The sequence below is a fragment of the Shewanella sp. MF05913 genome, assembly GCF_059758095.1.
Genome location: NZ_JCAYNT010000010.1, coordinates 1 through 25,021, shown reverse-complemented (window position 1 = coordinate 25,021; position 25,021 = coordinate 1). Strand labels below are relative to the sequence as shown.

The 25,021-nt window shown below is 38.6% G+C and carries 22 protein-coding genes and 1 pseudogene; all 23 read right to left on the bottom strand.

The window, feature by feature from the left end; translation table 11 throughout:
• Positions 1-141: 141 nt before the first annotated feature.
• A complete protein-coding gene (locus tag AC19MV_RS12870; RefSeq protein ID WP_498308033.1) occupies positions 142-2,076 on the bottom strand; it encodes a polysaccharide biosynthesis protein in 1,935 nt (644 codons plus the stop codon).
• 298 nt (positions 2,077-2,374) lie between these two features.
• Positions 2,375-2,923, bottom strand: coding sequence for a sugar transferase (locus tag AC19MV_RS12865; RefSeq protein ID WP_498308031.1), 549 nt, complete (start codon positions 2,921-2,923; stop codon positions 2,375-2,377).
• Positions 2,920-3,840, bottom strand: a complete 921-nt coding sequence (locus AC19MV_RS12860) for an NAD-dependent epimerase/dehydratase family protein (protein WP_498308030.1) — start codon at positions 3,838-3,840, stop codon at positions 2,920-2,922. The genes AC19MV_RS12865 and AC19MV_RS12860 overlap by 4 nt, the downstream gene beginning before the upstream one ends.
• Entirely contained in the window at positions 3,837-4,583 is a 747-nt protein-coding gene (locus tag AC19MV_RS12855) for a glycosyltransferase family 2 protein (protein WP_498308028.1), read from the bottom strand. Before AC19MV_RS12855 ends, AC19MV_RS12860 begins: the two co-directional genes overlap by 4 nt.
• A complete protein-coding gene (locus AC19MV_RS12850) occupies positions 4,573-5,376 on the bottom strand; it encodes a hypothetical protein (protein WP_498308026.1) in 804 nt (267 codons plus the stop codon). The genes AC19MV_RS12855 and AC19MV_RS12850 overlap by 11 nt, the downstream gene beginning before the upstream one ends.
• Positions 5,377-5,711: 335 nt before the next feature.
• Positions 5,712-6,683 (bottom strand): glycosyltransferase family 2 protein, encoded by a 972-nt coding sequence (locus tag AC19MV_RS12845; RefSeq protein ID WP_498308025.1) that lies wholly within the window; start codon positions 6,681-6,683, stop codon positions 5,712-5,714.
• Positions 6,684-7,185: 502 nt separating this feature from the next.
• Positions 7,186-7,365: a hypothetical protein gene (locus AC19MV_RS12840; RefSeq protein WP_498308023.1), complete on the bottom strand. Its 180-nt coding sequence runs from the start codon at positions 7,363-7,365 to the stop codon at positions 7,186-7,188.
• 106 nt (positions 7,366-7,471) lie between these two features.
• Positions 7,472-7,774, bottom strand: a complete 303-nt coding sequence (locus AC19MV_RS12835) for a group II intron maturase-specific domain-containing protein (protein WP_498308168.1) — start codon at positions 7,772-7,774, stop codon at positions 7,472-7,474.
• 38 nt (positions 7,775-7,812) lie between these two features.
• Positions 7,813-8,184, bottom strand: a complete 372-nt coding sequence (locus tag AC19MV_RS12830) for a reverse transcriptase domain-containing protein (protein ID WP_498308022.1) — start codon at positions 8,182-8,184, stop codon at positions 7,813-7,815.
• A complete protein-coding gene (locus AC19MV_RS12825) occupies positions 8,117-8,719 on the bottom strand; it encodes a reverse transcriptase domain-containing protein (RefSeq protein WP_498308020.1) in 603 nt (200 codons plus the stop codon). Before AC19MV_RS12825 ends, AC19MV_RS12830 begins: the two co-directional genes overlap by 68 nt.
• 535 nt (positions 8,720-9,254) lie before the next feature.
• Positions 9,255-9,650: an ISAs1 family transposase gene (locus AC19MV_RS12820; protein ID WP_498308166.1), complete on the bottom strand. Its 396-nt coding sequence runs from the start codon at positions 9,648-9,650 to the stop codon at positions 9,255-9,257.
• A pseudogene (locus AC19MV_RS12815) lies at positions 9,645-9,851 on the bottom strand (transposase family protein); the annotation flags it as partial. The gene AC19MV_RS12820 and the pseudogene AC19MV_RS12815, both read right to left, overlap by 6 nt.
• Before the next feature lie 212 nt (positions 9,852-10,063).
• Complete coding sequence (locus AC19MV_RS12810) at positions 10,064-10,474, bottom strand: FAD synthase family protein (RefSeq protein ID WP_498308019.1); 411 nt, start codon at positions 10,472-10,474, stop codon at positions 10,064-10,066.
• A 15-nt stretch (positions 10,475-10,489) separates the two neighbouring features.
• Complete coding sequence (locus AC19MV_RS12805) at positions 10,490-11,464, bottom strand: LicD family protein (RefSeq protein WP_498308017.1); 975 nt, start codon at positions 11,462-11,464, stop codon at positions 10,490-10,492.
• Positions 11,465-11,478: 14 nt separating this feature from the next.
• Positions 11,479-12,708 carry an oligosaccharide flippase family protein gene (locus AC19MV_RS12800; RefSeq protein WP_498308016.1) on the bottom strand — a complete coding sequence of 410 codons (1,230 nt, stop codon included), beginning with the start codon at positions 12,706-12,708 and terminating at the stop codon, positions 11,479-11,481.
• A gap of 208 nt (positions 12,709-12,916) precedes the next feature.
• The gene (locus AC19MV_RS12795; protein ID WP_498308014.1) at positions 12,917-13,900 is read right to left on the bottom strand and encodes a Wzz/FepE/Etk N-terminal domain-containing protein; all 984 of its coding nucleotides are present in this window, start codon (positions 13,898-13,900) and stop codon (positions 12,917-12,919) included.
• A 413-nt stretch (positions 13,901-14,313) separates the two neighbouring features.
• A complete protein-coding gene (locus AC19MV_RS12790) occupies positions 14,314-14,691 on the bottom strand; it encodes a four helix bundle protein (RefSeq protein ID WP_498298860.1) in 378 nt (125 codons plus the stop codon).
• 418 nt (positions 14,692-15,109) lie between these two features.
• On the bottom strand, positions 15,110-17,569 hold the full coding sequence (locus tag AC19MV_RS12785) for an SLBB domain-containing protein (RefSeq protein WP_498308164.1): 2,460 nt from the start codon (positions 17,567-17,569) through the stop codon (positions 15,110-15,112).
• A 722-nt stretch (positions 17,570-18,291) separates the two neighbouring features.
• A complete protein-coding gene (gene rfaH, locus AC19MV_RS12780) occupies positions 18,292-18,801 on the bottom strand; it encodes a transcription/translation regulatory transformer protein RfaH (protein ID WP_498308012.1) in 510 nt (169 codons plus the stop codon).
• A gap of 340 nt (positions 18,802-19,141) precedes the next feature.
• Positions 19,142-19,699, bottom strand: coding sequence for a DUF4136 domain-containing protein (locus tag AC19MV_RS12775; RefSeq protein WP_432399241.1), 558 nt, complete (start codon positions 19,697-19,699; stop codon positions 19,142-19,144).
• Between the two features lie 439 nt (positions 19,700-20,138).
• Positions 20,139-21,881, bottom strand: coding sequence for a sugar phosphorylase (locus AC19MV_RS12770; RefSeq protein WP_498308010.1), 1,743 nt, complete (start codon positions 21,879-21,881; stop codon positions 20,139-20,141).
• Positions 21,882-21,890: 9 nt separating this feature from the next.
• Positions 21,891-23,111 (bottom strand): glycosyltransferase family protein, encoded by a 1,221-nt coding sequence (locus AC19MV_RS12765; RefSeq protein ID WP_498308008.1) that lies wholly within the window; start codon positions 23,109-23,111, stop codon positions 21,891-21,893.
• Position 23,112: 1 nt separating this feature from the next.
• Positions 23,113-23,970: an HAD-IIB family hydrolase gene (locus AC19MV_RS12760; protein ID WP_498308006.1), complete on the bottom strand. Its 858-nt coding sequence runs from the start codon at positions 23,968-23,970 to the stop codon at positions 23,113-23,115.
• Positions 23,971-25,021: the final 1,051 nt, after the last annotated feature.

The following is a 25,021-nucleotide window of genomic DNA, read 5'->3' as shown; positions in this document are numbered from 1 at the left end:
ATCTTATATTCGCTCTATCTAAAATGAGTTCGCAAAAATCTAATAAACAAATGTAAATAGCTAAGGTAAATAACTAACGTAAAAGGCAAATGTAAAGTGCTAAGTGCTAAGTGCTAAGTTAAATAACAAACATAACGAGAGTTAAGAGACTAAATTAATCACTTTTTTAGCTGCATCAGTGTTTTTAGCTTTTTGCTGATAGACTAAATCACAAATTCCATCAGTCGGTGCAAAACCGGTAGGCGTTTTAAGCAAAATATCACGAATCGCTTCATGGTTAAATGCATGGCAAGCTTGATCTAAGCGGTCTAAAATTAATGAGTATTCAGACCAGGATAAAAACAATTCATTTGCAGTCATGATGCGTTCATGGTCAGTACCGGTTACATCATCGCCAATAAGCAATTCTTCATAAAGTTTTTCACCTGGGCGCAATCCGCTAAATTCAATAGCAATATCACCCTCTGGATGTTTTTCACTACGGACTTCAAATCCACTTAAACGGATCATTTTTTTAGCTAAATCGACAATTTTTACCGACTTACCCATATCGAGTACAAATACATCACCGCCTTTACCCATTGCACCGGCTTGAATAACAAGTTGTGAAGCCTCGGGAATAGTCATGAAGAAACGGGTGATTTCTGGGTGAGTGACAGTAACAGGGCCGCCATTAGCGATTTGAGTTCTAAATAACGGCACAACAGAGCCAGATGAACCAAGCACATTTCCAAAACGCACCATACAAAAGCGGGTGTTATTTTGTTCGCGAGATAATGCCTGTAATACTAATTCAGCCATACGTTTGGTGGTGCCCATGACGTTGGTTGGGCGCACCGCTTTATCGGTGGACACCAACACAAAGGTTTCCACTTTTGCCGCTATGGCTGCACGTGCAGTATAAAGGGTACCAAAAACATTGTTACGCACACCTTCTACGACATTATGCTCAACCAAAGGCACATGTTTGTATGCTGCAGCATGGTAAACCGTTTGTACTCCAAAAGACTCCATAACGGCTTGTACTCGATTTTCACGCTGTACAGAGCCCATCATAGGCAAAATTCTAACGTTTAAACCGAGTTCTTTTGCAATGGCATTTAACTCACGGTCAATAGCATACAAAGCAAATTCAGAGAGTTCAAACAGAACCAATTTCTTAGGTGACTGCTTTAAAATCTGCCTGCACAACTCAGATCCAATCGATCCACCGGCGCCGGTGACCATGACCACTTTATCTTTAATATTTGAAGACAATAAATCTTCACGAGGGTTTACTGCGTCACGACCCAGTAAGTCATCAATTTCGACTTCCTTAATGTCACTATAAAGCTTAGTACCATTAACAAGGTCAGACATGGCCGGGATAGTAAGAACTTGAACTGCTAAAGGCTCTAACCTTGCTAAAATTTCTTGCCTTTTTGCTCGAGTAGCACTAGGCATAGCCAATAAGACTTTATTGACCGATTTTTGTTTAATTAATTTTTTTATTATCGAAGGAGAATGCACATGCACACCTTGAATAACATTACCTTGCAATGATATGTCATCATCGACAAAAGCAAACGGATGATATTCATGACTTTGCACAAGTGATGTTAATAACTGCCTACCGCTTACACCAGCACCATAAATAATGACAGGCTCACCAATACGCTTCATTCCAGAGCCGACCATTGAACGAACAATCGCCCTAGAACCGCCAATAAGCACGAGTGAAAACGCAGCATAGATAATCGGTACAGTTCGTGGCAGTTGAGCGTCAAGATAAAAAGCGAAAAGAACTAATAAGACAGTAGATAGAAATACCCCTACAGCAATTGCAGTTAAGGCCTGCGATCCCATATAACGTAATACCGCGCGATATAGGCCTAACTTGGCAAACGCAACTAAGCTTACTGGCACCACAATAAGCAAAAGCAACCAATAGTGAGTATTCGCTAACACGACAAAGTCATCGATACGAACAAGTAATGCAGCCCAAAATGCTAAACAGAGAAATACAGCATCAACTGATAGACTCACGAGACGCTTATGAGCTCGTTTCATACCAAACAAGATTTGGAAAAATTCCATTTTTCGCTCCAAATAAAAATTCATACTGTATGACATGTTACAATACGATAGGTCTACAAAGAAATGAGGTGGGGTAGTCTAGCACAAGTTACTTTCACCGATATGCAATACATCGTAAAATTAATGATAGGACTGAGCTAGCAGCGGAGCGATGCTCACAAAGTACACTTAACAGCTTTTTAAAATAATAAAAAGCAACTGAGACGTTTTTTGGTGCATCGATTTTGAATTGAGACATCGAGATTTTTAACAACGAGAGAAGATCGATCGCTTAGCAACTGTTCACCAATTGATAAACCTATTTTACTGCATCACCACTACCGCTACCGGTCACCGTCATCAAGATATACTTGAAATAGTTTTTGATATTAATCGTATCAATCATCTGTTTGTCAGTTTTTGCTAATAAGGCTGGCGTAGACATATCAATATTTTGTACTTGAGCCAAACCTGTTACACCTGGCAGAACATCGTAAACACTTAATGCATCACGCTCTTTAATCAGTTCTTCTTGGTTAAATAAATTAGGACGGGGACCAACTAGACTCATTTCACCTTTAACCACATTAATTAGTTGTGGTAATTCATCAATTTTAGTCTTGCGCAGGAAACTACCTAATTTTGTTATCGATGCATTATTAGCTAAGTGACTAGCCACTGATTTTGTCTCAACAGACATAGTACGAAACTTAATAAGCTTAAAAGCTTTCTTATTTTTACCAACTCGAGTTTGGACAAAAATTGGAGAACCAGTATCAAACATACCGATTATAGTAACGATAAGTAATACAGGCCAAAGTAACAACAAACCAAAGAAAGCTGCTAAAAAATCGATAAGACGGATCATTTTTTATTCTCAGAAAGTGAAGCCATTGCCTGCTCCATTGTATAAGGAGGGATCCACCCTAAGACTTCTTGAGCATTAGATGAATCAACTTGTAAGTTACCTAATAGCTGTTCCGCCATTGCAGATTTGCCAACTAATTGAGCAACAAGCCGCATAAGACTAACAGGTACAGGTAGCTGAATTAACTTTTTATTTAGGCCTTTAGCTATCGCATTAGTGAACTCTTTAATAGAAACAGTTTCACCATCAGAAGCGAGAAATGTATGTCCTGCTGCTTTGGGCTCACTGGCACATGTTATTAGCAAATCCGCTAAATTCTGGACAGCAATAAAATCTCGCTTATTTTCTGTTAAGCCAAAAGGAAGAAATGGTAATTTATCAACAAGTTTAGTTAGTGAGCCAAAATTTCCTGGTGCATTAGCACCATAAACTAATGTCGGCCGGACAATTACAATTTCAAGATCTGTTTCCTTTGCAATTTTTTTTAAACCTAATTCAGCCTCATATTTTGAACTAGCATAAAATGATTGAGGAGAAGGTTTAGAATAGCTCTGAAAAGGTGAGTCAACAGTTAAAGCACCATTAACACCAATAGAGCTAATAAAAACAAAGCGCTTAACACCTGCAGTAACAGCTTGGTTAGCTAGGTTAATTGTAGAATCAACATTTACACTTTGATAATCACTCAAAGTATAATTATTAAGATGAGCTAGACCTGCTAGATGAATAACAGTATCGACACTTTCTAATTCGGATAACCAATCAGTATCTTTCGTTAAATTTTTAACTATAACATCATCATCTGAAATTTTCGTTTTGTCTCTAACTACACATCTTACACTAACTCCCTTATTGGACAAATAAGAAGACAACGTTCGACCTATAAAACCACTGGAACCCGTCAATAAAATCTTCATTTATATTTATACCATACAACATTGATAAGGTAAGTAAAACAACACCAGAGAGATTTAAGTAAGTTAAACCCTTCCTGATTTCTATAAATATTTAGATAAAACTTAATTAATTTAATTTTATTTGAAGAAACAGAGTTTGGGACCAACCTGTAACTAGCGAGCTTTTCTGGGTGAGCGACAATAAAAAAATCATCTCTAAGAATTTTCAACCACAATGCAAAATCTTCATGACCACAATTTGGAAATTGATAATTTAATAAAATAGTACGCCGAATCATTGCCGTAAGACAACCAACTGAGTTATTTTTTAAAAGTTGATTATAGTCTACTATGCCTGGTGGGTCATAAGACAATAGATAATTACCAGTTTCATCTATTATATTGTAAGCAGTGCATGTAAAGTTAAGATTTAATGACTTCATAAATTTTAACTGTTTTTCCATTTTTGTTGGATGCCATAAATCATCAGAGTCTAAGAATGCTATAAATTCACCTTTCGCATGATTAAGGCCTACATTTCTTGGTGAAGAAGGTGAGCCAGAGTTTTTAGGAGTTGAAAGTAAAGTAATTCTGTCATCATTTATTTCATGAACTTTTTTACTTGTATTATCAGTAGAACAATCATCAACAACTATCAACTCCCAATATTCATACGTTTGATTTATAAGGCTTAATATTGAATCGGATATTGTAGATTCCGAATTAAAACAAGGCATAATTACTGAAACTAAACTATCTTTCATTTAACACCAAACCTTTGGTTTTATTAAGGTGGACTATTACTGCAGCAAAAAAGAACAAAAATGAAATATTAGTACTAAACAAAGATACCCCCATGATAAAAATCACAGTGAATAAAACAAAAATAAAATTGCGTTCCAAACGAATTATATAGAACGACATACCATAAAAAAATATACTACCTAATAGTCCCATTTCAAATATCGATATAGCAATCAAGCTGTGAAAATATTTATTAAAAATAATTGTACTAGAGGCTAACCCCAAACCAAACAAAAAACCTTCTGTTGAATACTTAGAAAGGTTATCTACAGCTCTCTCAATAAAATAAAGCCTTGCGGTCATACTTTGATCAAAAAATGAAATCGTATCTGGATTTGCTAAAAAACTAATCCAAACAAATGAAAAAATTAAAAGCAGAGATAATATAGGTATACAGAAACGTAACTTTAGCACCCTTGTACCATCGAATCTTAAAAAAACAGCTATGTAGAAAAGTGCAACCCAAGCACTGCGCGAAAAAGTAAATAAGATCAGAATAATTATCAACCAAATTGAATACTTAACATTATATAAAAGAACATTTTTTAAAAATAAAAGAAATACTAAATAAGAAATCAAAATTAGTGCTACGAAATTTGAATCCAAATAAAGTAAACTTCTTTTAAAAATATAAAAAGAATGCTCAGATAGATCAAAGTTCATTATGCGTGACAACAGTTCCACTACAAAATATGCATTAAAAACATAAATTAAGTTTTTAATAAATATATTGATTTTTCTTTTGTTATTCACAAAAGACCTAAGGAAAAGTGAAGTTATTGGAAATGACATCATGCCTATAAAAAATAAAATTGATGAGACCAAGCTACTATCAATTTCAGTAGATATTCCGAAAAAAATTCTATTTTTAAAACTATAAAGCTGACAAGTAAAAAAGAGAAGAGAAAAAAATATTGTAATTAAATCATTCTTCTTTAATCTGTTAATTGTATAAAAGAACAAAATATAAAACAAAAAGAGTAAACCAAGTAAAACTAGATATTTAACATCAAAGGGCAGAAAATTAAAACTAAATACAAAAGATAAAAGTAAACATAGAAGTAACAATCTGACCATATTAATACCCACTACTTCTTAAAGAGTAGATTTCTAATGACTGAAGAAAACCTCATAAAAAAACTAACCAAGGCAACAACAAAAAACATCTTTGAATTAACAACGACAAACCATGCGATCTTACTTTTTAAATCTTGTTTTTCTAATTCATGACCAATTACGTCACCAACAACCTCATGATTTAAAGTTTCATTTATCTTATTATAATTAACTTTCATCTTTTCAAAGCTTTTAGTTCTACAAAGATTCAACAAAATGCCGAAACTTTCTTTAATCATACAACAGACTATAAAATCACCATATAGTTTAGCTCTTTTAGCATGAAATTTTAATAGTAACAATGATGACAATATATGAATTTCTATATCCGGTGTGGATGTTGTAATTGCTCCTTCCCTTACTCTATAACCATAAAGTGCTTCAGGTATGTGATAAAAAGTCTTTGACATCGCTAATAAAATAGGAATGGTAGAAATATCTTCAAACTTCTCCCCCTTGGGAAATTGAACTAATTCAAAGTAGCTTCGCCTAAAAATCTTATTGCATGCATAAAACGGTTTTTTAAATGAATTAAAGATTGTGTCGAAAGAACAATCAATTACACGACCGCTTTCGGAATCTGAACTAAACCTAAATACATTAAAAGAAATTAAGTCAACATTTAAGTCAATAGCTTTTAATACTTTGTTTATTGCACCTTCCGTCAATAAATCATCAGAATCAACAAACGCAACATATTCATAGTTGGCATAAGTTAAGCCTAAGTTTCTAGCATCGGAAAGTCCACCATTAACTTTATCAACTATAACCACATTCTGAAAATTAGAGTAAGATTCTAAAATAGATCTACTACCATCAGTTGAACCATCATTGACTAGAATTAACTCAGTACCTTCATCTAATTGACAACATATTGAATCTATACAATCTTTTAGATAGCTCTCAACATTATACACAGGAACTATTATACTTAACCCTTTCATTATACTCCTAAAAAGCACTAATAAACACAAAAAACCAACATTAAAGTACTAATTAAAATACAGTATATAAAAATTTAATTTAGACATCAGTACTGTTGTTACGTTATTTCTATATGGACTTCTTATTCAGTACAACATACAGACCTATTTTTCTAAAAGGGGTTCTAAGTTAAGAATTCCCTCTCAAGACTTACTCTTAATTACTTTATAAAGTAGCAACTACCTAATTGTCAGTTCCCTAAAAGCAAAGTTATTAGTTTCTAAATTTCTGAATTACAGAATTACAGAATTACAGAATTACAGATACTGTAAACAACCCTAGGGTACAGGGCAACCGCATGAGTGTGCATTTTTTGCTCACAATGAATATTTTTAGTATAGAATCACTTCCAATCATTTTTGAGGTGATAACATTCTGAACAAATGTAGTTGGATACATACACTTAATTTGTTCATAAAACGTTCGCGATCTCACCCTGCCCTAGGGTAAGAGCATGAAAATTCACTTGCCAAAAATAACCCTTTCAAGGTTATCGGTGTTGCGATTGGCTTTGATTTTTTTTGCTCTTACTCCTTTCTTAAAGATCGTTTCTGACCGAAGACGATTCATGGCAACATGCCTAACACCTGCCATGATTTCCGGCGCGCCATTACGTCGGATACGACAATCATCTTCTTTCATTCCAACATCAAGTTTCCAGTGCAATCCATGGTTAGTAGACCGCAGGAACTTCCCCCGCAGCCTCTCGCAGAACGGTACGTGAACCTCTCAATTCATACCGCTCCCATCAAGCAAACGCACCTAAAATTCCTTGCTTCCAATGAGCAAACAAACGGGGATTCTGCTCTGAAATCCTTTCCAAGAATTTCATGGCTTGTGTTTTGTGACGTCGTAATGGCTTAAACTTTCGCCTTACCCAACGAACCAGAGCTTTGTTTACGTGTCTGCACATGCCGTACAGTGCTGAGCGATAGTATCGACCATAGTAGTTGATCCACCCATTTATCATCGGGTTCAACCACTTAGCCATTTGTGCTATGCTAAGATCTGTTTTCATCCGCACTCGTAACTTTCTGATTTTTAATCTCATTGATTTTAATGCTGACTTGCTCACCGCCGGCGAAAAGCTTAAAAATAGGCTGTTTCGCTTCCAGTTTTTGTAAACTCTGCGCATAAAGGTATAGCCAAGAAAATCGAAACTGGTATGCTCCGAATCACCTTTTTACTCCCATTTTTACAATACACTATTTTGGTTTTTGTTGGATGGAGCTCAAGTCCACAACCCTCAGAACAAACTTTCAGCACTTCGAGCATCTGCTTAGCTTCGGCTTCAGTATTGCAATGAACCAGTCCATCATCAGCATAACGACACCATAATGTTTTGGGGAAATGCTTTTGTAGCCATTTATCGAAAACATAATGTAGAAATAGGTTAGCTAATACAGGGCTGATGACGCCACCTTGCAGTGTCCCCCATCGACCTAGCTTTAAGTTCACCATCTTTCATTTGCATAGGCGCTACAAGCCAGCGCTCTATATACAACTTTACCCAAGCAAGCTGGGTGTGCTTATATACCGCTTTAAGTAGCAAATCATGCCGAATGTTATCAAACAGTCCTTTAATATCAAACTCAAGTACCCAGTTATAGTGCCAACACCGCTTGCGAGTGATGCCTATGGCATCAAGTGCAGATTTATTAGGTCTATATCCGTACGAGTCTGGTAGAAATATCCGTTCAACCTCAGGCTCAAATTCTAGCCTTACAACCATTTTTGCAATCCGATCACTTACTGTGGGTATATCTAAAATCCGTTCACCTCCACTTTTCTTCGGTATACTTACCGCTTTAACTGGAGGTGGAAAATAGGTGCCTGAAGATAATCGATTCCAAATCTTGTAAAGATTACCTTTTAGATCTCTTTCAAAATCTTCAATAGATTGATTATCAACTCCTGCACTGCCTTTATTAGCTTTCACTAACTCGTAGGCGTGCTTCACTGCCCATTTTGAAATGATAAATTGTTTTGCTTCCATCTATAGCTTCCTCCTACCATCTGGTAGTTAAGCTAAACATACAAGCAGCTTGACGCAACCCCTTCACTCCATATTGATTACAAACACTTCAACACTACTACGAGTTGCTCCGTCGCAGTATCACACATCGGTACTCTCATACTCATAAATTCAGTTACTTGTACTTCTTCCTTAGCATTGTGATGACTGGTTCCCGCAGTTCCAACAAAGAGCCCGATACAACGTCATGCCCACTATACGCCGGACACCGCTTACACAGCATTCGGAGTGTACCTGTAAAATTATCTCGAGAGACAGAAACGCCCTCGGTTTTGATGTCAGTCTCTGGATTACGACGCGTCAACATGGGTTCGCTATAACTCATCTCTTTGTACCATACCTGCCGAACTTAAGTTCGCGCTATACTTCAACGCTTATGACCATCACTCTTAATAACAGCCACTTGAAGTGGTTTGAATCCAGCTTCCGACAGCAGACTTCGGTGGACCTACCACCATCTCTTCATGAGCTTATGCTCAAGATTAGTAACCTATCCTTATGCGACTAACCTTTGTGCCTGCGGCACACTTTCAATACTCCAATGCTCTCGGGCACTTGCTGCCAACTCTTCTGCCGTTAGCGTGGCTGAACTGATGTAGTATCTAAAATTTAACTCTTTGGATACTTTGCCTTTTTCTTTTCGATAAGAAATGATCACCCCAATTGTCGTTAACATTGGCAAATCTGCCACTGCGGGTATTTGACTCATGTCATTGGTAACAATACAGCACCGGTACTCTTCTCTATTTCGTAGGTAATCCGCTTCCTGAAATAGCGTTTCATCCTGACATTGGCGGCTGATTTCTGGTCCTAGTAATTTCTCTACCTGGGAAAACAACATAGGCTGATTGCCTTTAAGTGCCAGCAGATAATTCGCTTCTTTTTTAGGAATACCATTTTCAAAAGAGACAAATTTGCGTAACCAATCGAGACGGTCGTGTCCAAAATCCTCAATTTCTTCCCACCCTTGGCAGCCAGCAATCACTGCGCTGATGGTAAGAAATAGAATATCAAAGAGTTTATGGACAACTTTACCTTGTTGACGAGGGTCATCAATGTTCGAAAAGTACTTGAATAGCAGTAGTTGCGGCATGGGTTAACTCACTTCTTACTAAAAAGAAGTATAAGATCACAAACTTAAGTCAAGGTAAAGCTTCGTGATCTTGCCCTGATCTATATATTGATTCAGTTACCAGATCTGATCATCGATTTATAACAAAGTTCATTGTGGTACTGTTTTTTTGTGTAGAAGAGTCAAGAATAAACCGGCAAAGATTTAAACTAAAAATCGAGTAGATAACAACATTACTCTTCAAGTTTTCGCCTTAATATAGTACTTGATGTATGATTTGTATATGGAAAATAATTAATCTCGACATTTACCTTTTTAAACTGTTCTTCAATTTCATTCCATTTATCACTACCTTCCCAATCATTACCAACAAACATCACATCAAAGCCTAAATTCCGATGGGCCTCAAATTTATCATAATTGGTTTGTGGTACTACTTCATCAACAAATTTTATCGACTCTACTATTTCTATACGCTCTAAAAAAGGGATTATAGGCCTCTTGTTTTTTGCTGACTCGGATAATTCATCACTTGTAACACCAACAATTAAATAATCACACTCAAGTTTAGCTCTTCTTAAAATATTTAAATGCCCAACATGAAACATATCAAAGACACCAGTTGTGTAACCTATTTTTTTCAAAATTTATCTCCATAACTACTTAGTAAAATATTTGTAAATGTGTTTAAATGCGGTTTTAAAACCATGGATCTTTGTCAGAAAATAAAACTTATAGGCTTGTCCCCAGAATTTTCTAGACACGTAAAATTCGAGGTTATCTAACTCTGCACCAATTTTTATTTTTTCTAAAACATTGCCTTTAACCAAGGTAGAAGCATAAGTTTTAGCCGCTGTTGGCATTCTCTTTGATACTCTAGGCAATTCCATATATGAGTTGCCATAACTAGATTTAAGGTATAAATCTATTTTGTTTGGAACTAAGACTTCAATACCGCAAAAGAACCTTTTTACCAATGGGTAAACAACTTCATAGTTGACTTTTTTAATCGGAGAAAACTGACCATGCCCTTTTACGATGTAGCCACCAGAAATACTGAAATCTGAATTTTCTGACATGTATGCTCTATATCCAGACAAGATCGATTCTTTAATTTTCATTGCTGATCTTAAAGTTGAATATTTAACTTTCCGAGATGAAAACCCATGCCCCTTGACTACGGTTGAACATAAATCCACTATCCTTTCATCTTCGATTAGATATTGTTTTTCTATATTTTTAACCGGAAGCAAATCAATTTTCACTGGTTTAATGAAACCAGACTTAGATTCATACACATTATCAGTTGTAGCAAAGTAATCACACCAACTTTCAACATCGTGGCTTGCATAATATAAAATGTATGGATTATCATCCTTAGTAAATTCAATTAATATTTTTTTTAATTTGACAAAATCATTAAAAGGAATGCATATGTCAATATCATCATCCCAAGGTATTAGGCCTTCATGCCTAACCAATCCTAATAAAGAACCACCATCAAGCCAGTAACTAATATTATTTTTTTTGCAAATATCAGAAAACACCTTCAATAGATTCAACATCTGTTCTTTATGAAGCTCCAATCCCTCTCGCGTATAATATTGAACTCCATTTAACTCTATTAAATTCATGCAAACCTCACAATTCAAATACACTTCATCTTACTTTTAACAACAAAATATGAACAAACAGCTCTTAAAACAAATAAAATTAAAGACGATGATAGCATCCCATTAATGACACTACCTGCGTTTAACAAGCCCATATAATTAAAAGTGACACAATAAATAATAAAAAACAGCGTTGACGATATCACGCTAAATAAAAAATACCTAGGATAGTTAAATGCAACAAGAATATTATTACCTAGAACCCAACTTGCAGCGCTTATAGGCACTAGCCAAGATAATTTTTTTAAGTATAAAGATGACTCTAACATTTCAGTTCCGCCAAAAATAGTCACTATATAATCACCAAAAGCATACATCGTAGTTACGAATAAAAATCCGTATGACACAAATACAAACAGACTAATATATATAAGTTTTAAATCATTTGACATTATCACTCTTGGGTATATTACTTGATTAATAATATCAATAGGAACTCTTGCAAGATCAATTAGTTTTTGAGCTAAATCAAATTTTGATAACGTAACGCTAGTAACATTTGCACCAAGAAATAATAATCCTAACCTAGAGTTCAAAATACTTGTCAACCTTGACAAAAAACAAATAAAGCCATCAGACAACAAATAAATTACAAACTTTAAATCTAACTTTTCATGCCTAACACCAGTAAAACTTAAAACATAAAAAGACGCAAATAACGCAATAAGAGATGTAACACTCATTAGAATAGGTAACATATATATACTTGATTTACTATCTATCAAAATGAAAACCAAAAACATAAGTAAAAATTTTGATAGCACTTGAATCTTGAGTGATAAAGATTGCTTTTCAATTCCAGTAAAATAATAGAACGGGAAATATGAATCAATCAAAACATTAAAGAAGCAAAAAGTATATAACATCAATGGAATATTTAAACCCCAAGTAATGACTGGCACAAAGAAAAATATACTAACTAAAACAGTAATGAACAGTTTTGCATATAAGACATTAAAAAAAATTTTCGATATATGCTTAGTATCACCAATATTTTCAGCAATATTTTTTGTTGCAGAAAGGTCAAATCCATAATTAATTATTACCTGTGCAAAAATTAAAATCGCAACGCAGTATATATATTGACCATAAGCTTCAAGTCCATAAACTCGTATTAAATAAGGATAAATAACAAATGGTACAACTATGAGCAAAACCTTTATCATTCCAAGAGATAAAAATGACTTCGCTATATGTCTATACACTTAAACCTCTCACTATTAGTAAAATATTTCAGCATTGTATTTGAGCTTTGCTTTATGAAATTTTCATTTATCTATCTCAGCCTTATAAATCACCCTGAGACACTTGCCATCCATTTTGAGACAGGTCAAACTTCACGAACCTGCATAGAGACTAGGTTCTAGGAACTCGCCAAAGGGCGGAGGGCGGACTGCGTCCTGCTAGATTCTATTAATCTTCTTTTCTAACAAAATATCTAATTAATACCAACATTACACCGAGCATTCCACCAAGCATGGTGCCTAACACGCATATTAGCGCACGTTTGGGTTTAGACTTTTCTTCTGGTACTAATGCGGGATCTATTGTTTTAAATACATACTCATCGCGCACTTCTGCAAACATGATTGTTTTTGCTTGTTCTTCAATGAGTTTATATAAAATTGAACGAATGTCGGCTACATTGGTTTGTTGAATTTTGGATTCTAGAAATGCAGTACTTTTAATCGCTTCTGCAACATCACGCTCTTTCATAACATTGTTAATGTCTTGCACTAACCAGTTAACCCATTGCTGAGCAACTGATGGAGATAAATGCTCTACAGATACAGTAACCATGCCGGTTTCTTTTGCAGAGTTAACTGCAATAATTTTAGAGAACTCTTTAAAGGCTTCTTGCATAGATGGTTCTGGCTTAAAAGGTGGATCGACTTCTCGTACCCAATTTTTTTGAGCGGCATCATACAAATCTACATCGTACGATAATGTATTGTCTGCCATGTTCCATTTTTCTGCAGCCATTAAATCAGGCAAAATGTCATGATTTTGGATAAACGCACTGGCAAATTGGCGTGATTTCATGACTTCGATGGCCATTTGAGTTTTATCAACGCCACCGCCGCCTAAATTAATTCCCGCCATACTTGCCAAACCACCAAACTGGCCCGCAAGTGCTGCTAAGCCACCACCGCCTTGCTCTGAGTCTGCTGGAGATAATAATGCTTCAGACTTGTATATGTTTGGTTGGTTAATCGCAAAAACAACTGCACCAACAGCAAACACAGCAGTGATAGCAATAATTAGCCACTTGCCTTGCCAGATTACAGAAAACAACTCACGAAGGTCGATTTCGTCGTTCTCAACGCTTCCCATTGGTTGGGTCGCATAGGGTTGAAATTGTGCATCTGGGTTTAATTGTTTATTTTGGTTATTCATAATTCTATTTTGTCTGGGAAGCAGTTGCTAGATTCTAGGACGCTTCGCGGCTAGAGCGCTACGCTGCTATAAAGTCAAAAGATACCAGCAGATATCTGCTAAGTGTTGAGTTTGTTGCTGGTTGTGTCAAAAGCAAAGCCTAGATTCTAGGACGCTTCGCGGCTAGAGCGCTACGCTGCTATAGAGTCAAAAACACAAGCAACAGCCTAGATTCTAGGACGCTTCGCGGCTAGAACGCTACGCTGCTATAGAGTCAAAAGCACAAGCAACAGCTTAGATTCTAGGACGCTTCGCGGCTAGAGCGCTACGCTGCTATAGAGTCAAAAACACAAGCAACAGCCTAGATTCTAGGACGCTTCGCGGCTAGAGCGCTACGCTGCTATAAAAGCAAAAAGCATCAGTGCTTCGTTAGATTACTCTATTGTGTAATCGGGGCTATCTTCTTTTATCTTTGCTTGTTTTTGTTTAATAAGAGTACCTAATATTTTGGCTAACTCTTTAGCTTCTTTTACCATCGACATAGCAATTTTTTTATCAAGATATTCGATTTCGGCTCCGATATATAGCTGAGTAACAAGCTCACCTAGAGACCCTTTTGCGTAGTATAGAAATCTTATCTTTTCTTTTAGGGTTTCACGCTCTTCTCCCTCAGCTATGTTTGAAGGAACAGATAATCCTGAACGTGTAATTTGATCTTTGAAACCCCAGTTACTCACAGACTCAGTCAACTTATAAATATCACAAGACAATCTAGAAGCTCTTTTCCATACATCCAGTTGTTCGAAACGCATATCAGTTCCTTCTGAAATTGAGTGTCTTGTTTCTAGTATCTAGAGTCTAGGACGCTTCGCTGCTAGAGCGGCCTACGGCCTGCTATAAAATCTTAGAAGCGTAGCGACCTAGCAGTGACGAATGTCGAGGTTCTAGAGTCTAGAGCGCTTCGCTGCTAGAGCGGTCGAAGACTAGGTACTAGAATCGAGGACGCTTCGCTGCTAGAGCGGTCGAAGACTAGGTACTAGAATCGAGGACGCTTCGCTGCTAGAGCGGCCTACGGCCTGCTATAAAATCTTGGGAGCGAACAGACCTAGTAGCATAGCGACCTAGCAGTGACGAAGTCACGGCCTAGCAGGACGCAGTCCGCCCTCTGGCGAGCCTGCGAGTTCCTAGAACCTAGACCCTCAGGCGAGCCTGCGAGCTACTAGCGCCTTCTTACAACGTTGCTACTGCGGCTACTGCGATGGCGCTATTATAGAGAATGGTGGTGACTTGGCCCCATAGGGTTAGGCTGTCTTTGTATTCTGTATCTAACGGTACAATGATGGTGTCGCCTGGTTCCATTTTACTGCTGCTGGTAAACCAGGTTGATTCGTTTGGCATGGCAACAGAACCGTCGGCTTTAATGATGTAAATACGATCATCATCAGCACGTTTACGTGAACCGCCAGACAAGTCTAGATATTGGTCGAATGTGATACCGTCTTTAAATCTGTGGGTACTAGGGTGCTGTACTTGGCCCATGACTGATACGGTTTGATTTTTAGGTGGGACGTATAATGCATCACCGTCTTCTAAATCAAGATTCGCTTCGTCTATGTCTAGTGCTATAGCATTTAAATCAACGATTAAACGCCCTGCTACTTGCACGTTTTCAAGCTCTTTAAGCATTAGTTGCGCATCGGCATAGCCAACTGTTGGGGTGTCTTTGGTTAATGCTTTAGCGGCTATTTCGCGGCGCAACTCATCTGATAGTTTAGCGAGTTCTAAACGCTCTTTATCTTTAACAGATTGGCGTAAAAATACGGCACTTTTTAATGATGCATCTTCGGTATAACTGCCGGCGCGTGCAATCACATCTTTAAGCGTTTCACCACGTTGTATAGAGTAAGTACCCGGGAACTTAACCTCACCTTTGATGGTTACCCAACGGGTTTCTTGCCAATCTGGGAGCATTCTAACCGTTAGAATATCTCTGCTTTGTAATGCGATATTTGCTGATGAATCATGCATTAATTCACTAAGGTTTAATTGTTGATGCTCGATTGTTACACCATCTATTTGTGAAATAACCTGACGGGTTAATTCGGCAGACATGGTGTATGAACCTTCTTCAAGGCCACCAGCCGCAATTAATAACTCTTTTACATCTGCATTTGTCGTAAGTGGATATTGGCCAGGGAAACGAACATTACCATTAATACTCACTAACTTAGCTGCATCGCCAAAACGACTTTGCTTTTTAAGTTGACTGATAACTGGTTCAAGAAGTTGTTCGCGGTCTTCATAATCGAACACTAAAATGGTATCACGCGGTTGTAATACCACGTTGAACTCAGAAAACGGTTCGGCAATTGCGCGGCCTAGTGCAATATGTTGCACTTCAATATCACCACGTTGATTAACTTCACGGACCAGTAATGCATAATCTAAATCTGCCGTAATCGTTAAGTTACCCCAAATTGATGGCAGTAAATCTGCCACTTTAATTTGGTTAACCCATTGATATTTACCTGGACGAATGACCGCGCCTGCGATAGTAATGGCATTGTCGATGCGGTTAGATGCTGATTTAACGTTTAACACATCGCCGTTTTTAACTTGGGTTGATAAACCGCTATTAGCGGTTAAATCGACGTTAATTACCGTTTTAACTGCTTTGTCACTAAAACGTTCAACCACACTAGCTTTCGGGAATGCACCAGGGTTTAAACCACTGGCCATTTTGATGACATCTGCCATTGTTTCGCTGTGTTTAAGCTCATAGATGGCAGGACGACGAACTTCGCCCATTACACTCACTGTACCACCCGCAGAAGGAATAAATACTACGTCACCTGATTGTAATCGTTTATCACCTGAAGCATCGCCGCGCATTAATAAGTCATAAAGATCTAATGACCCGACGGTTTTACCTGAGCGCTTTAATTGAATATTACGTAATGAACCGATTTGGTTAATACCGCCAGAGATAAACAATGCTTGGGTAATCGTAGATAAACTAGAAACAGTATAAGACCCTGGCTGGTATGCATCGCCAGCAACAAAAATACGAATTGAGCGCAATTCACCCATTGTAATGCTTGAGTTAATGCCAATCATACTTTGAGCGATTTTATCTTGAAGTAAGGTTCTCACTTCTGAAAAAGATAAGCCAACTAATGATATAGGGCCTAAATCAGGAAACTGTACTGCACCATCACGACCAACCATTAATTGGTAATTATTGTTTTCTTTACCATAGAGTTGAACATTAATGGTATCGCCAGGGCCAACCATATATTCAGCAGGTACTGGAACATCTGAAACTGGTGCAAACGTTGTAGGAGAACCGGCAAAGAGATCATAACCAAATGGCTTTAGTTGCTGCTCTTTTTTGTTATCTATTGCATCAGCAGTCGCTTCGGTTTTGGTTTTTTGGGTTAATGCTTCATCGTCTGACTGATCTAGTACATTATTATTGGCGCCGCGAGGTTCTACAACTTGGGGATTTGATACCGTTGTTGTTGCACTTGATGCTGACAGCATTGATGGGTCGATACCATATTGTTTTGCTATGCGCTCTTGCTCTGATTTTGGCAGTTGTTTAAATTGCTCAATCATTTGTGGGGATGGCGTCACAGCCTGTACTTGTGTACTGAAAATAATAATGGCTGACAAGCCAGCAATTAACATGTTTTTGGTTTTATGCAACACCAGGTATCTCCAATATTATTTTAAATTAGGTAATGGGTAATAGGGTCTAGGAACTCGCAAGCTCGCCAATCTTAGATTCTAGGAGCTCGCAAGCTCGCCAGAGAGCGGACTACGTCCTTCTAGGTTCTAGATTTTAGGGTCTAGGGTCTAGGTTCTAGCAGCGTAGCGACCTAGCAGCGTAGCGACCTAGCAGCGTAGCGACCTAGCAGCGTAGCGACCTAGCAGCGTAGCGACCTAGCAGCGTAGCGACCTAGCAGCGTAGCGACCTAGCAGCGTAGCGACCTATTTCAGACACGCTACCGACCCGCGTGGCGGCCAGAGGCCTTCGGCGTCTGCTTAACGAATGAAACTTTTCATTCGATGTCCTTCGGACACGCTACCGCCCATGGATTACGGCTTCCAACTTGCCCTTCGCAATGCGAATTTTTAACTTTTTTTGTCGTACTTATACTGTACTTATGCTTATAAATGAATCACAGCATAATAATCTAGCGCGAGATTATACTCAAAAACACGTTGAAATGCTTTAGTAAAAGCACTCGCTTGTTAACAAACTGCTTTAAACGCTATTAAATTGTGCTAATGGATATTCTTTAGCCAATTTATTGCCTTAAACCTAATACCCTCAACAAAAAGGCTTAACTACTATGGGCAATATCCTACAAAGGTAAGAGTGTATCTCTGCTCAAGGTCCCTTTTTGCTATGATTTCTCATTCAAGCTTACAGACTTAAGATTACTCAATTCGACTAAAATCCGTTTTTGCTGCCCCATAATGGTAAACAATACATGGCAGCGTTTATCTGGGTTGTTTTCGTCGAATATGGCCTCAAGGTCTTTAAAGGGACCGTCTACAAATGTGACTTTATCGCCTTTGGTTATCGGTTTTTCAACTTCTGGGACATGCCCTTGAACGCGCCTTTTCAGCGATGAAATAATTCGGTCGTCAATAGGGGTCATGTCTTCTCGACAGCCGACTATGCGATTAGCACCACGTGTATTGTGGATTTTGCTTACGCTAGTGACTTCTGGATCGAAATAGATAAACAGATAACTTGGGAAAAGAGGTGCCGTAACCATTTGGGTTTTATTACGAACCTTTTTTTGTTGGCTAATCATAGGTAAATAGCTTTCGACTTCTTGCAAAGCCAAATTTTGCTGTGCACGTAATTCTTCACGTGATTTGCAATACAGTAGATACCAAGATTTCATTGTTACTCGCTTGTTTAATTTACTCATCTGTCTGAGTAAGTGACGTCCCATTCACAGCAGTCAATAATAACAAACTTAGTGATTCTTTTGAAACCATTTAGGCTCTAAATGCCTATAAATACGCCACTTCTAGCACATAACCAACCAATAAAAGTGGAAGAATGGGTTTACCTGAATCTAACATATTGATTTGCCTCTACAGATAAATACATTATGGGTTTATGGTATGAGTGACGGTTAACTATAATTTATCTGTTTTTAGTAAGATAAAAAATAAACCTCGATTGAATATCGAGGTTTAGAGTAAGCATAACCATTATGTCTATTAAAAAACGAGCGCTTATTGGCCTGGTTTAGGTGGGTAATTCATCATGACAGAACCGATAGCCTGATTAATTGTTTCTACTCGCTCTTGTGGAGTACTTTGCTCTCTAACCGTGTCAGCAATCGTGCCGCGCCATATAAGCTTGCCGGTTTTATTGTCGACTAAATCAACCATTAATGTACCGACTTCGTATTCACGCACTATCGTTTCTGTTTGCATTGAACCGGCGAGTCCCCAGCGCGGACCATAGTATGGGTTGTATCCGAAATGGCTATTAAAGGTGTCTACGTTGATTTTTTTATCGACTTTTGTAATGTAATTAACTAATAAGTCAGCGTTAGGTTTATCGACTTTACTGATGCCTTTTTGGCTTAATTGAGTTTCAATTGCCGCTCGGACGCGTTGGTCCATGAGGCCATCTAAATGGTATTCAGTTTCGGTATTGTTTTTTTCTACCCAGGCGTAAGACTGGTATTGGCTAAAGTTTACCGATGGGTCAAAGTCTGAACTTGATTTTAAGGTGCTACAAGCGCTTAACGCTAATACCGCGGCGGCGATAAACAGTTTTTTCATTACAGACTCCAAAACAATATGTTAATGCATATAAGCTTATAGAGCACAAAGATGTTGTCAAGTTAACTAGAATTTATAAATGTCCTAGGAACTCGCAGGCTCGCCAGAGGTTCTAGGTTCTAGGAACTCGCAGGCTCGCCTGAGAACGGACTTCGTCTTTCTAGAAGCGAAGCGTCCTCGAAGTGACGAAGTCACGCCCTAGCACCTAGCAGCGTAGCGCCCTAGCCCCTGAAATAAAGCAAACACCTGGGTTCCGGCTCAACAGCATTACCGGAACGACGTAATCTAGCAGCGTAGCGTCCTAACAGTGACGAAGTCACGCCCTAGCAGCGAAGCGTCCTAACAGTGACGAAGTCACGCCCTAGCAGCGAAGCGTCCTAACAGTGACGAAGTCACGCCCTAGCAGCGAAGCGTCCTAGGTCCTAGCCCCTTTTTTTGACTATCCTTTATTACTGATCCATACGGTTTGATATGGTTGCAGTTGTATTGTTTTGGTGATGTCTTCGATTTGGATCCCGCTGAGTAAATCAATCCAATATTCTGAAATCACTAGATTGAGCTCATTAATGGGCAAGTCGGTTACTTGGTCTGACACGTTACTGATGCAAAAAATACTTTGTTTACGGTTGCGGCTTTGACGCCAAAAGCCAAACAGTTGCAGGCCGAGGTGTAAGGTAAATTGCGTGGCATTGGGGTGAAATGCAATTTGTTGTGTGCGTATATTAATAAGCCTTGTCATCGCAGACAGTACCTGGCTGTGAGTACTTTGCGCATCACTTAACTGTTGCTTTAAATTGTCTAGCTCCCAACGATGACGGTTGATGGCTCGGTTGTGCGAGGTATTGGCGAGCTTTTCATAATCATTACGCGTCCCCAGTAAGCTGTGTATGTATATTCCAGGTATGCCTTCTAGCGCCAGCATGATGCTATGAGCACACATAAAGCGTTGCATACCCCATAAATCTTTACCTTTTGTGGTGCCTTGCAGTGCATCGTAAAGTGCGATGTTCATTTCATACGGTTTTTGGGTGCCAGTTTCGGTGGTTCGTGCTGATATTTGGCCACCAAATTGCTTCATGGTATCGACGAGTGTTTCAATTTCATCGTCATCTAATAAGCCTTCAACCGGACGCAAACCAATACCGTCATGCGAGGCGATAAAATTAAAATATGTAGTGCCATCTTGTGCTGGCGGCATACTCATTAACCAACGCTTTAAATATAAACAACTGCCAGTGATTAAGGTGTTAATGAGCAAAGGAGGCAGTGAAAAATTATAAATACAGTGGGCTTCGTTGGCATTGCCAAAGTACGTTAGATTTTGCGTATTGGGGATATTGGTTTCGGTGATGATCATTGCATCGTTTTGTGCATGTTCAATGAGGGTGCGCAATAAACGGATTACCCCATGAGTTTGCGGCAAATTGATCGATTTAGTTCCTACCACTTTCCATAAAAATGCTACCGCATCGAGCCTAAAGATACTCACACCAGCATCCAGGTATTGACGAATAATCGTCACAAATTCGATTAATACTTTTGGGTTTCTAAAATCAAAATCGACTTGGTCGTGGCTAAAGGTAGACCACACATATTGCGTTCCGCTAGGTGTTTCTGTAGGTCTTAGCAGTGCCGATGTACGCGGCCTAACAACATCAGATAAATTATCGTTTGGTTGCGCGGTAAAAAAGTAATCATGACCTGGTCCATCACCTTTGCAGAAGTTATCAAACCACAAGCTTCGACTTGAGCAATGATTGATGACTAAATCTGACATTAAACGACGTTTACTTGCGATAGCACTGATATCAGCCCAGTCTCCTAAACTCTCGTTGACACTAGAGTAGTCAATAACGGCAAAGCCATCGTCTGAGCTGTAGGGAAAGAATGGCAAAATATGCACGCCATTGATACAACCAACATAACTGTCGATAAATTGTGACAATGTAGTCAGTGGCCGCTCACCTTGCTGTAAAACACTATCACCGTAAGTGATCATGATGGTATCTTTTTCAGACCAGTGATTGGCAAAAGGTTCTGGTACCTGGCTAAACTCGGTGATACGCATGATTTCTATGAGTGTTTGTGCCAAGGTGACAATCGATATATCGAGATCAATGTCTTTATAAATACACTCAAGTTGATGTTGCAGTTTTTGCTGTAGTCCATCCATTACTGACATAAGAATTCCTTAGCTAAACTCTGCATTATCTGCTTCAACTGCGGCTTTAAGTTGCTCAAGTACATCTGGCATGGCACTCACTACTCTGCTCCAGGTTGGCATAAACGGGGTTTCCATAGGATTATCTAAAAAGCGTTGCCCTGCGGTTACAATATTTTGCGCAAACATTTCAACGGCTTTTTCTTCTAAATGAATATCTGTGGTTAAGCCGTTCATTAACGCATCATTATGATATGTCTCAACATAATCAAGGGCGACACGGTAGTAAGTGGCTTTTAATGTGCGAAATGATTCTGTGCTGAAGGTTTCACCCTGGGTTGCTAATTTACGGAAAAACGCTTTGGTAATATCAATCGACATTTTGGATAAACCCGCCTCTTCGTTGTCGAGTGATAAGTCTTGATGTTTGTGATCATAATTGTCGGCAATATCGACCTGACAAATACGATTTTGGGCATAATTACGCTGCATTTCAGACAGCACGCCTATTTCTAAGCCCCAATCACTCGGGATGCGTAAATCGGTCAGTACATCGCGTCTAAAAGAGAATTCTCCTGCGAGTGGATACCGAAAACTGTCCATATATTCCAGGTATTCGTTGTAGCCGACCACTTTTTTAAGTGCCTTAATAAGCGGAGTGACTAATAAACGAGAGACTCGACCGTTAATTTTGCCGTCGGATAATCTGGCGTAATAGCCTTTACTAAATGCATAGTTAAATTGTGGATTGGCTACCGGGTAAAGTAACCTGGCTAATAATGACTTTTCGTAGGTGACAATATCACAGTCGTGCAAGGCGACAGATTCAGATTTACCCGACGCTAAAATATAACCCATGCAATACCATACATTGCGGCCTTTACCCAATTCGGTTGGGGCTAGCCCAAGCTTTTGTAATTTGGCGTCTAGCGCTTGTAAACGCGGGCCGTCATTCCATAAAATACGGTGATGTTGCGGTAATTCACCAAAAAAACTCAACGCATGTTTATATTGCGCTTCATCAGCACGATCTAATCCAATCACAATTTCTGACAAGTAAGGTACATCTTTAAGATTGGCCACAATGCCTTTTAAGGCGTCGCCTTCTAGCTCTGAAAATAATGACGGTAAAATAAGCCCTAATGGACGCGTTTTTGCAAATTTTAATAAGTCTTGTTCGAGTTCTTCGTGAGTGCGGCGGGTTAAGTTGTGCATTGTGGTAACAATGCCATTTTGATAAAAATCGGCCATGTTAAACGCCTCCTAAAGACATTGATGTTGAGGGAGTTGCCAGTGTCGGGGTTAATAAGGTTGCGGTAATACATTCAGCCCAACCTTTGGGCCCGCATTCCTGGCTTTTTATGGTGTGTTTTTTACTTAATACCGGGAAGTCATGTGTTGGTGATTTGATTTGAATCGCGATATCCGCGGCCTCTAACATGGCACTGTCGTTACCACTGTCACCTAAGGCGATTGTGGTTACCTCGCTTTGGTATTGTTTGGCATATATTTGAGCAAGCCAGTTCATGGCTTTGCCCTTATCGCTTGCTCCACCCACGTGTAAAAAGCGCCCACCTTGGAGCATATGCGCACCTAAAGATGTCATGTGTTTAATAAATTCTTGTTTACGCGTTTCATCGCCTTGCCACAACACTGGCTCCGAATAGTGTCGAACCAATGCTAGACGCGCCTTATCGGGCGCTAAATCTGTGACTTCACATAGCTCTTCAACACTAAATGATGAAAAACCAACATACTCATCTTCAAATTCAACTGCTTGCTGCGCTAATAGCTCCAGCCAATGCTCTCGAGGTGGGCAAAACTCTTTAACCCAGTAATAACCTTGCTCAAGTGTGCCTTGAGGTTGCTCATTGAAATAACCAATGGGGATATAAATAACCGCGCCATTTTCAGATATAAACGGTGAATTAATACCAATGGTTTGTTGCAACTTTTCCATTTCGGCAAAGGTTTTACTGGTATTGGCAATAATAGGAATATGACGCTCATTGAGCGCTTCAATCACTTCAATGGCATGATTAAAACTGTAATCGAAGTGGTCGAGTAATGTTCCGTCAATATCAGTGAAAATGAGTGGTTTAGTTGTCATATCATGTCCCTTTATCATCATTGAGTGCTGAGTGAACAAAGCTATAAAAGCATTAGCTAGCGATGTTAGGTTGCTAAAAAAGTAAGCTTAGAAGCTCATTCGTTTGCAGCTAGCGTCAATAGCCTTCAAAGCCATTACTAACCGATTTAACGCGCTTTAATCGCTGTTTATCCACTATTTATTCACTATCGTTAATCTATTGTCGCTCGTCACTTTACTTTGATTGTCTGTCATTACCTTTACAGTGAAGGATTCAGGATATGTGCCAAGCGTAAAACCATTGCACCTAAATGGTTCAATTAAATGTTAGCTACTGATATAAAAGAAATATTAAAAAGGTAAAAACCGATAAGGTAAAAGTGGTGATTGGGTGTAAAGACGGTTAATTGTGCAACAATGAATAGTCATCGCACTACTTTGGTGCAAATTAGTAAGTAAAAAAGTGTAAAAGCGGCAGGATGATAAAGTGCGATAAATGCTTATCACGATAACCGGTTTCGGAACGCTTCGCTTACAAAGACGAGATCTTAGGTTTCGCCGCTAAGTGCTACTAGGTTGTAGGTAATAAGTGCTTGGTTCTAGGGGGGGGCTCAAACCACACGTCGTCCTCGAATACTTTAATCGGGATCTTGGTGTCAATCTACTGCACGTCATCCTCGAATGCTTTTATCGGGGATCCAGGTGTTTCTGTTGATTTAGATTTTAAGATTTAATACGTAAAAGCTAACACCTGGATTCCGGCTTAAAAGCATTGCCGGAAAGACTGAGTCGTGGGCGGTGTTTCGGGGATCAATCATTGTGTTTCTTCACCGCATGTCATCCTCGAATGCTTTTATCGGGGATCCAGGTGTTTCTTTTGACTTAGATTTTAAGATTTAAGATTTAACACGTAAGGGCTAACACCTGGATTCCGGCTCAAAAGCATTGCCGGAATAATGAGATGGACCCACCCTTCTAATCGGCTTCATAGTGAGCCATGATAAGTTTGTACACTTTATCAACAAAGGGCGGGTCCGAATATGAAGATTACAACAATTGGTTTAGATATATC

Bases quoted from the DNA above. Each gene is read 5' to 3' on its own strand.
- AC19MV_RS12855 (WP_498308028.1), bottom strand. From the start codon at position 4,583: ATGAAAGATAGTTTAGTTTCAGTAATTATGCCTTGTTTTAATTCGGAA.
- AC19MV_RS12840 (WP_498308023.1), bottom strand. From the start codon at position 7,365: ATGAAAGAAGATGATTGTCGTATCCGACGTAATGGCGCGCCGGAAATC.
- AC19MV_RS12860 (WP_498308030.1), bottom strand. From the start codon at position 3,840: ATGAAGATTTTATTGACGGGTTCCAGTGGTTTTATAGGTCGAACGTTG.
- AC19MV_RS12865 (WP_498308031.1), bottom strand. From the start codon at position 2,923: ATGATCCGTCTTATCGATTTTTTAGCAGCTTTCTTTGGTTTGTTGTTA.
- AC19MV_RS12795 (WP_498308014.1), bottom strand. From the start codon at position 13,900: ATGAATAACCAAAATAAACAATTAAACCCAGATGCACAATTTCAACCC.
- AC19MV_RS12770 (WP_498308010.1), bottom strand. From the start codon at position 21,881: ATGTCAGTAATGGATGGACTACAGCAAAAACTGCAACATCAACTTGAG.
- AC19MV_RS12790 (WP_498298860.1), bottom strand. From the start codon at position 14,691: ATGCGTTTCGAACAACTGGATGTATGGAAAAGAGCTTCTAGATTGTCT.
- AC19MV_RS12785 (WP_498308164.1), bottom strand. From the start codon at position 17,569: ATGTTAATTGCTGGCTTGTCAGCCATTATTATTTTCAGTACACAAGTA.
- AC19MV_RS12805 (WP_498308017.1), bottom strand. From the start codon at position 11,464: ATGAATTTAATAGAGTTAAATGGAGTTCAATATTATACGCGAGAGGGA.
- AC19MV_RS12825 (WP_498308020.1), bottom strand. From the start codon at position 8,719: ATGGAAGCAAAACAATTTATCATTTCAAAATGGGCAGTGAAGCACGCC.
- AC19MV_RS12845 (WP_498308025.1), bottom strand. From the start codon at position 6,683: ATGAAAGGGTTAAGTATAATAGTTCCTGTGTATAATGTTGAGAGCTAT.
- AC19MV_RS12765 (WP_498308008.1), bottom strand. From the start codon at position 23,111: ATGGCCGATTTTTATCAAAATGGCATTGTTACCACAATGCACAACTTA.
- AC19MV_RS12760 (WP_498308006.1), bottom strand. From the start codon at position 23,970: ATGACAACTAAACCACTCATTTTCACTGATATTGACGGAACATTACTC.
- AC19MV_RS12830 (WP_498308022.1), bottom strand. From the start codon at position 8,184: ATGGTGAACTTAAAGCTAGGTCGATGGGGGACACTGCAAGGTGGCGTC.
- AC19MV_RS12870 (WP_498308033.1), bottom strand. From the start codon at position 2,076: ATGGAATTTTTCCAAATCTTGTTTGGTATGAAACGAGCTCATAAGCGT.
- AC19MV_RS12775 (WP_432399241.1), bottom strand. From the start codon at position 19,699: ATGAAAAAACTGTTTATCGCCGCCGCGGTATTAGCGTTAAGCGCTTGT.
- AC19MV_RS12835 (WP_498308168.1), bottom strand. From the start codon at position 7,774: ATGAGATTAAAAATCAGAAAGTTACGAGTGCGGATGAAAACAGATCTT.
- rfaH (WP_498308012.1), bottom strand. From the start codon at position 18,801: ATGAAATCTTGGTATCTACTGTATTGCAAATCACGTGAAGAATTACGT.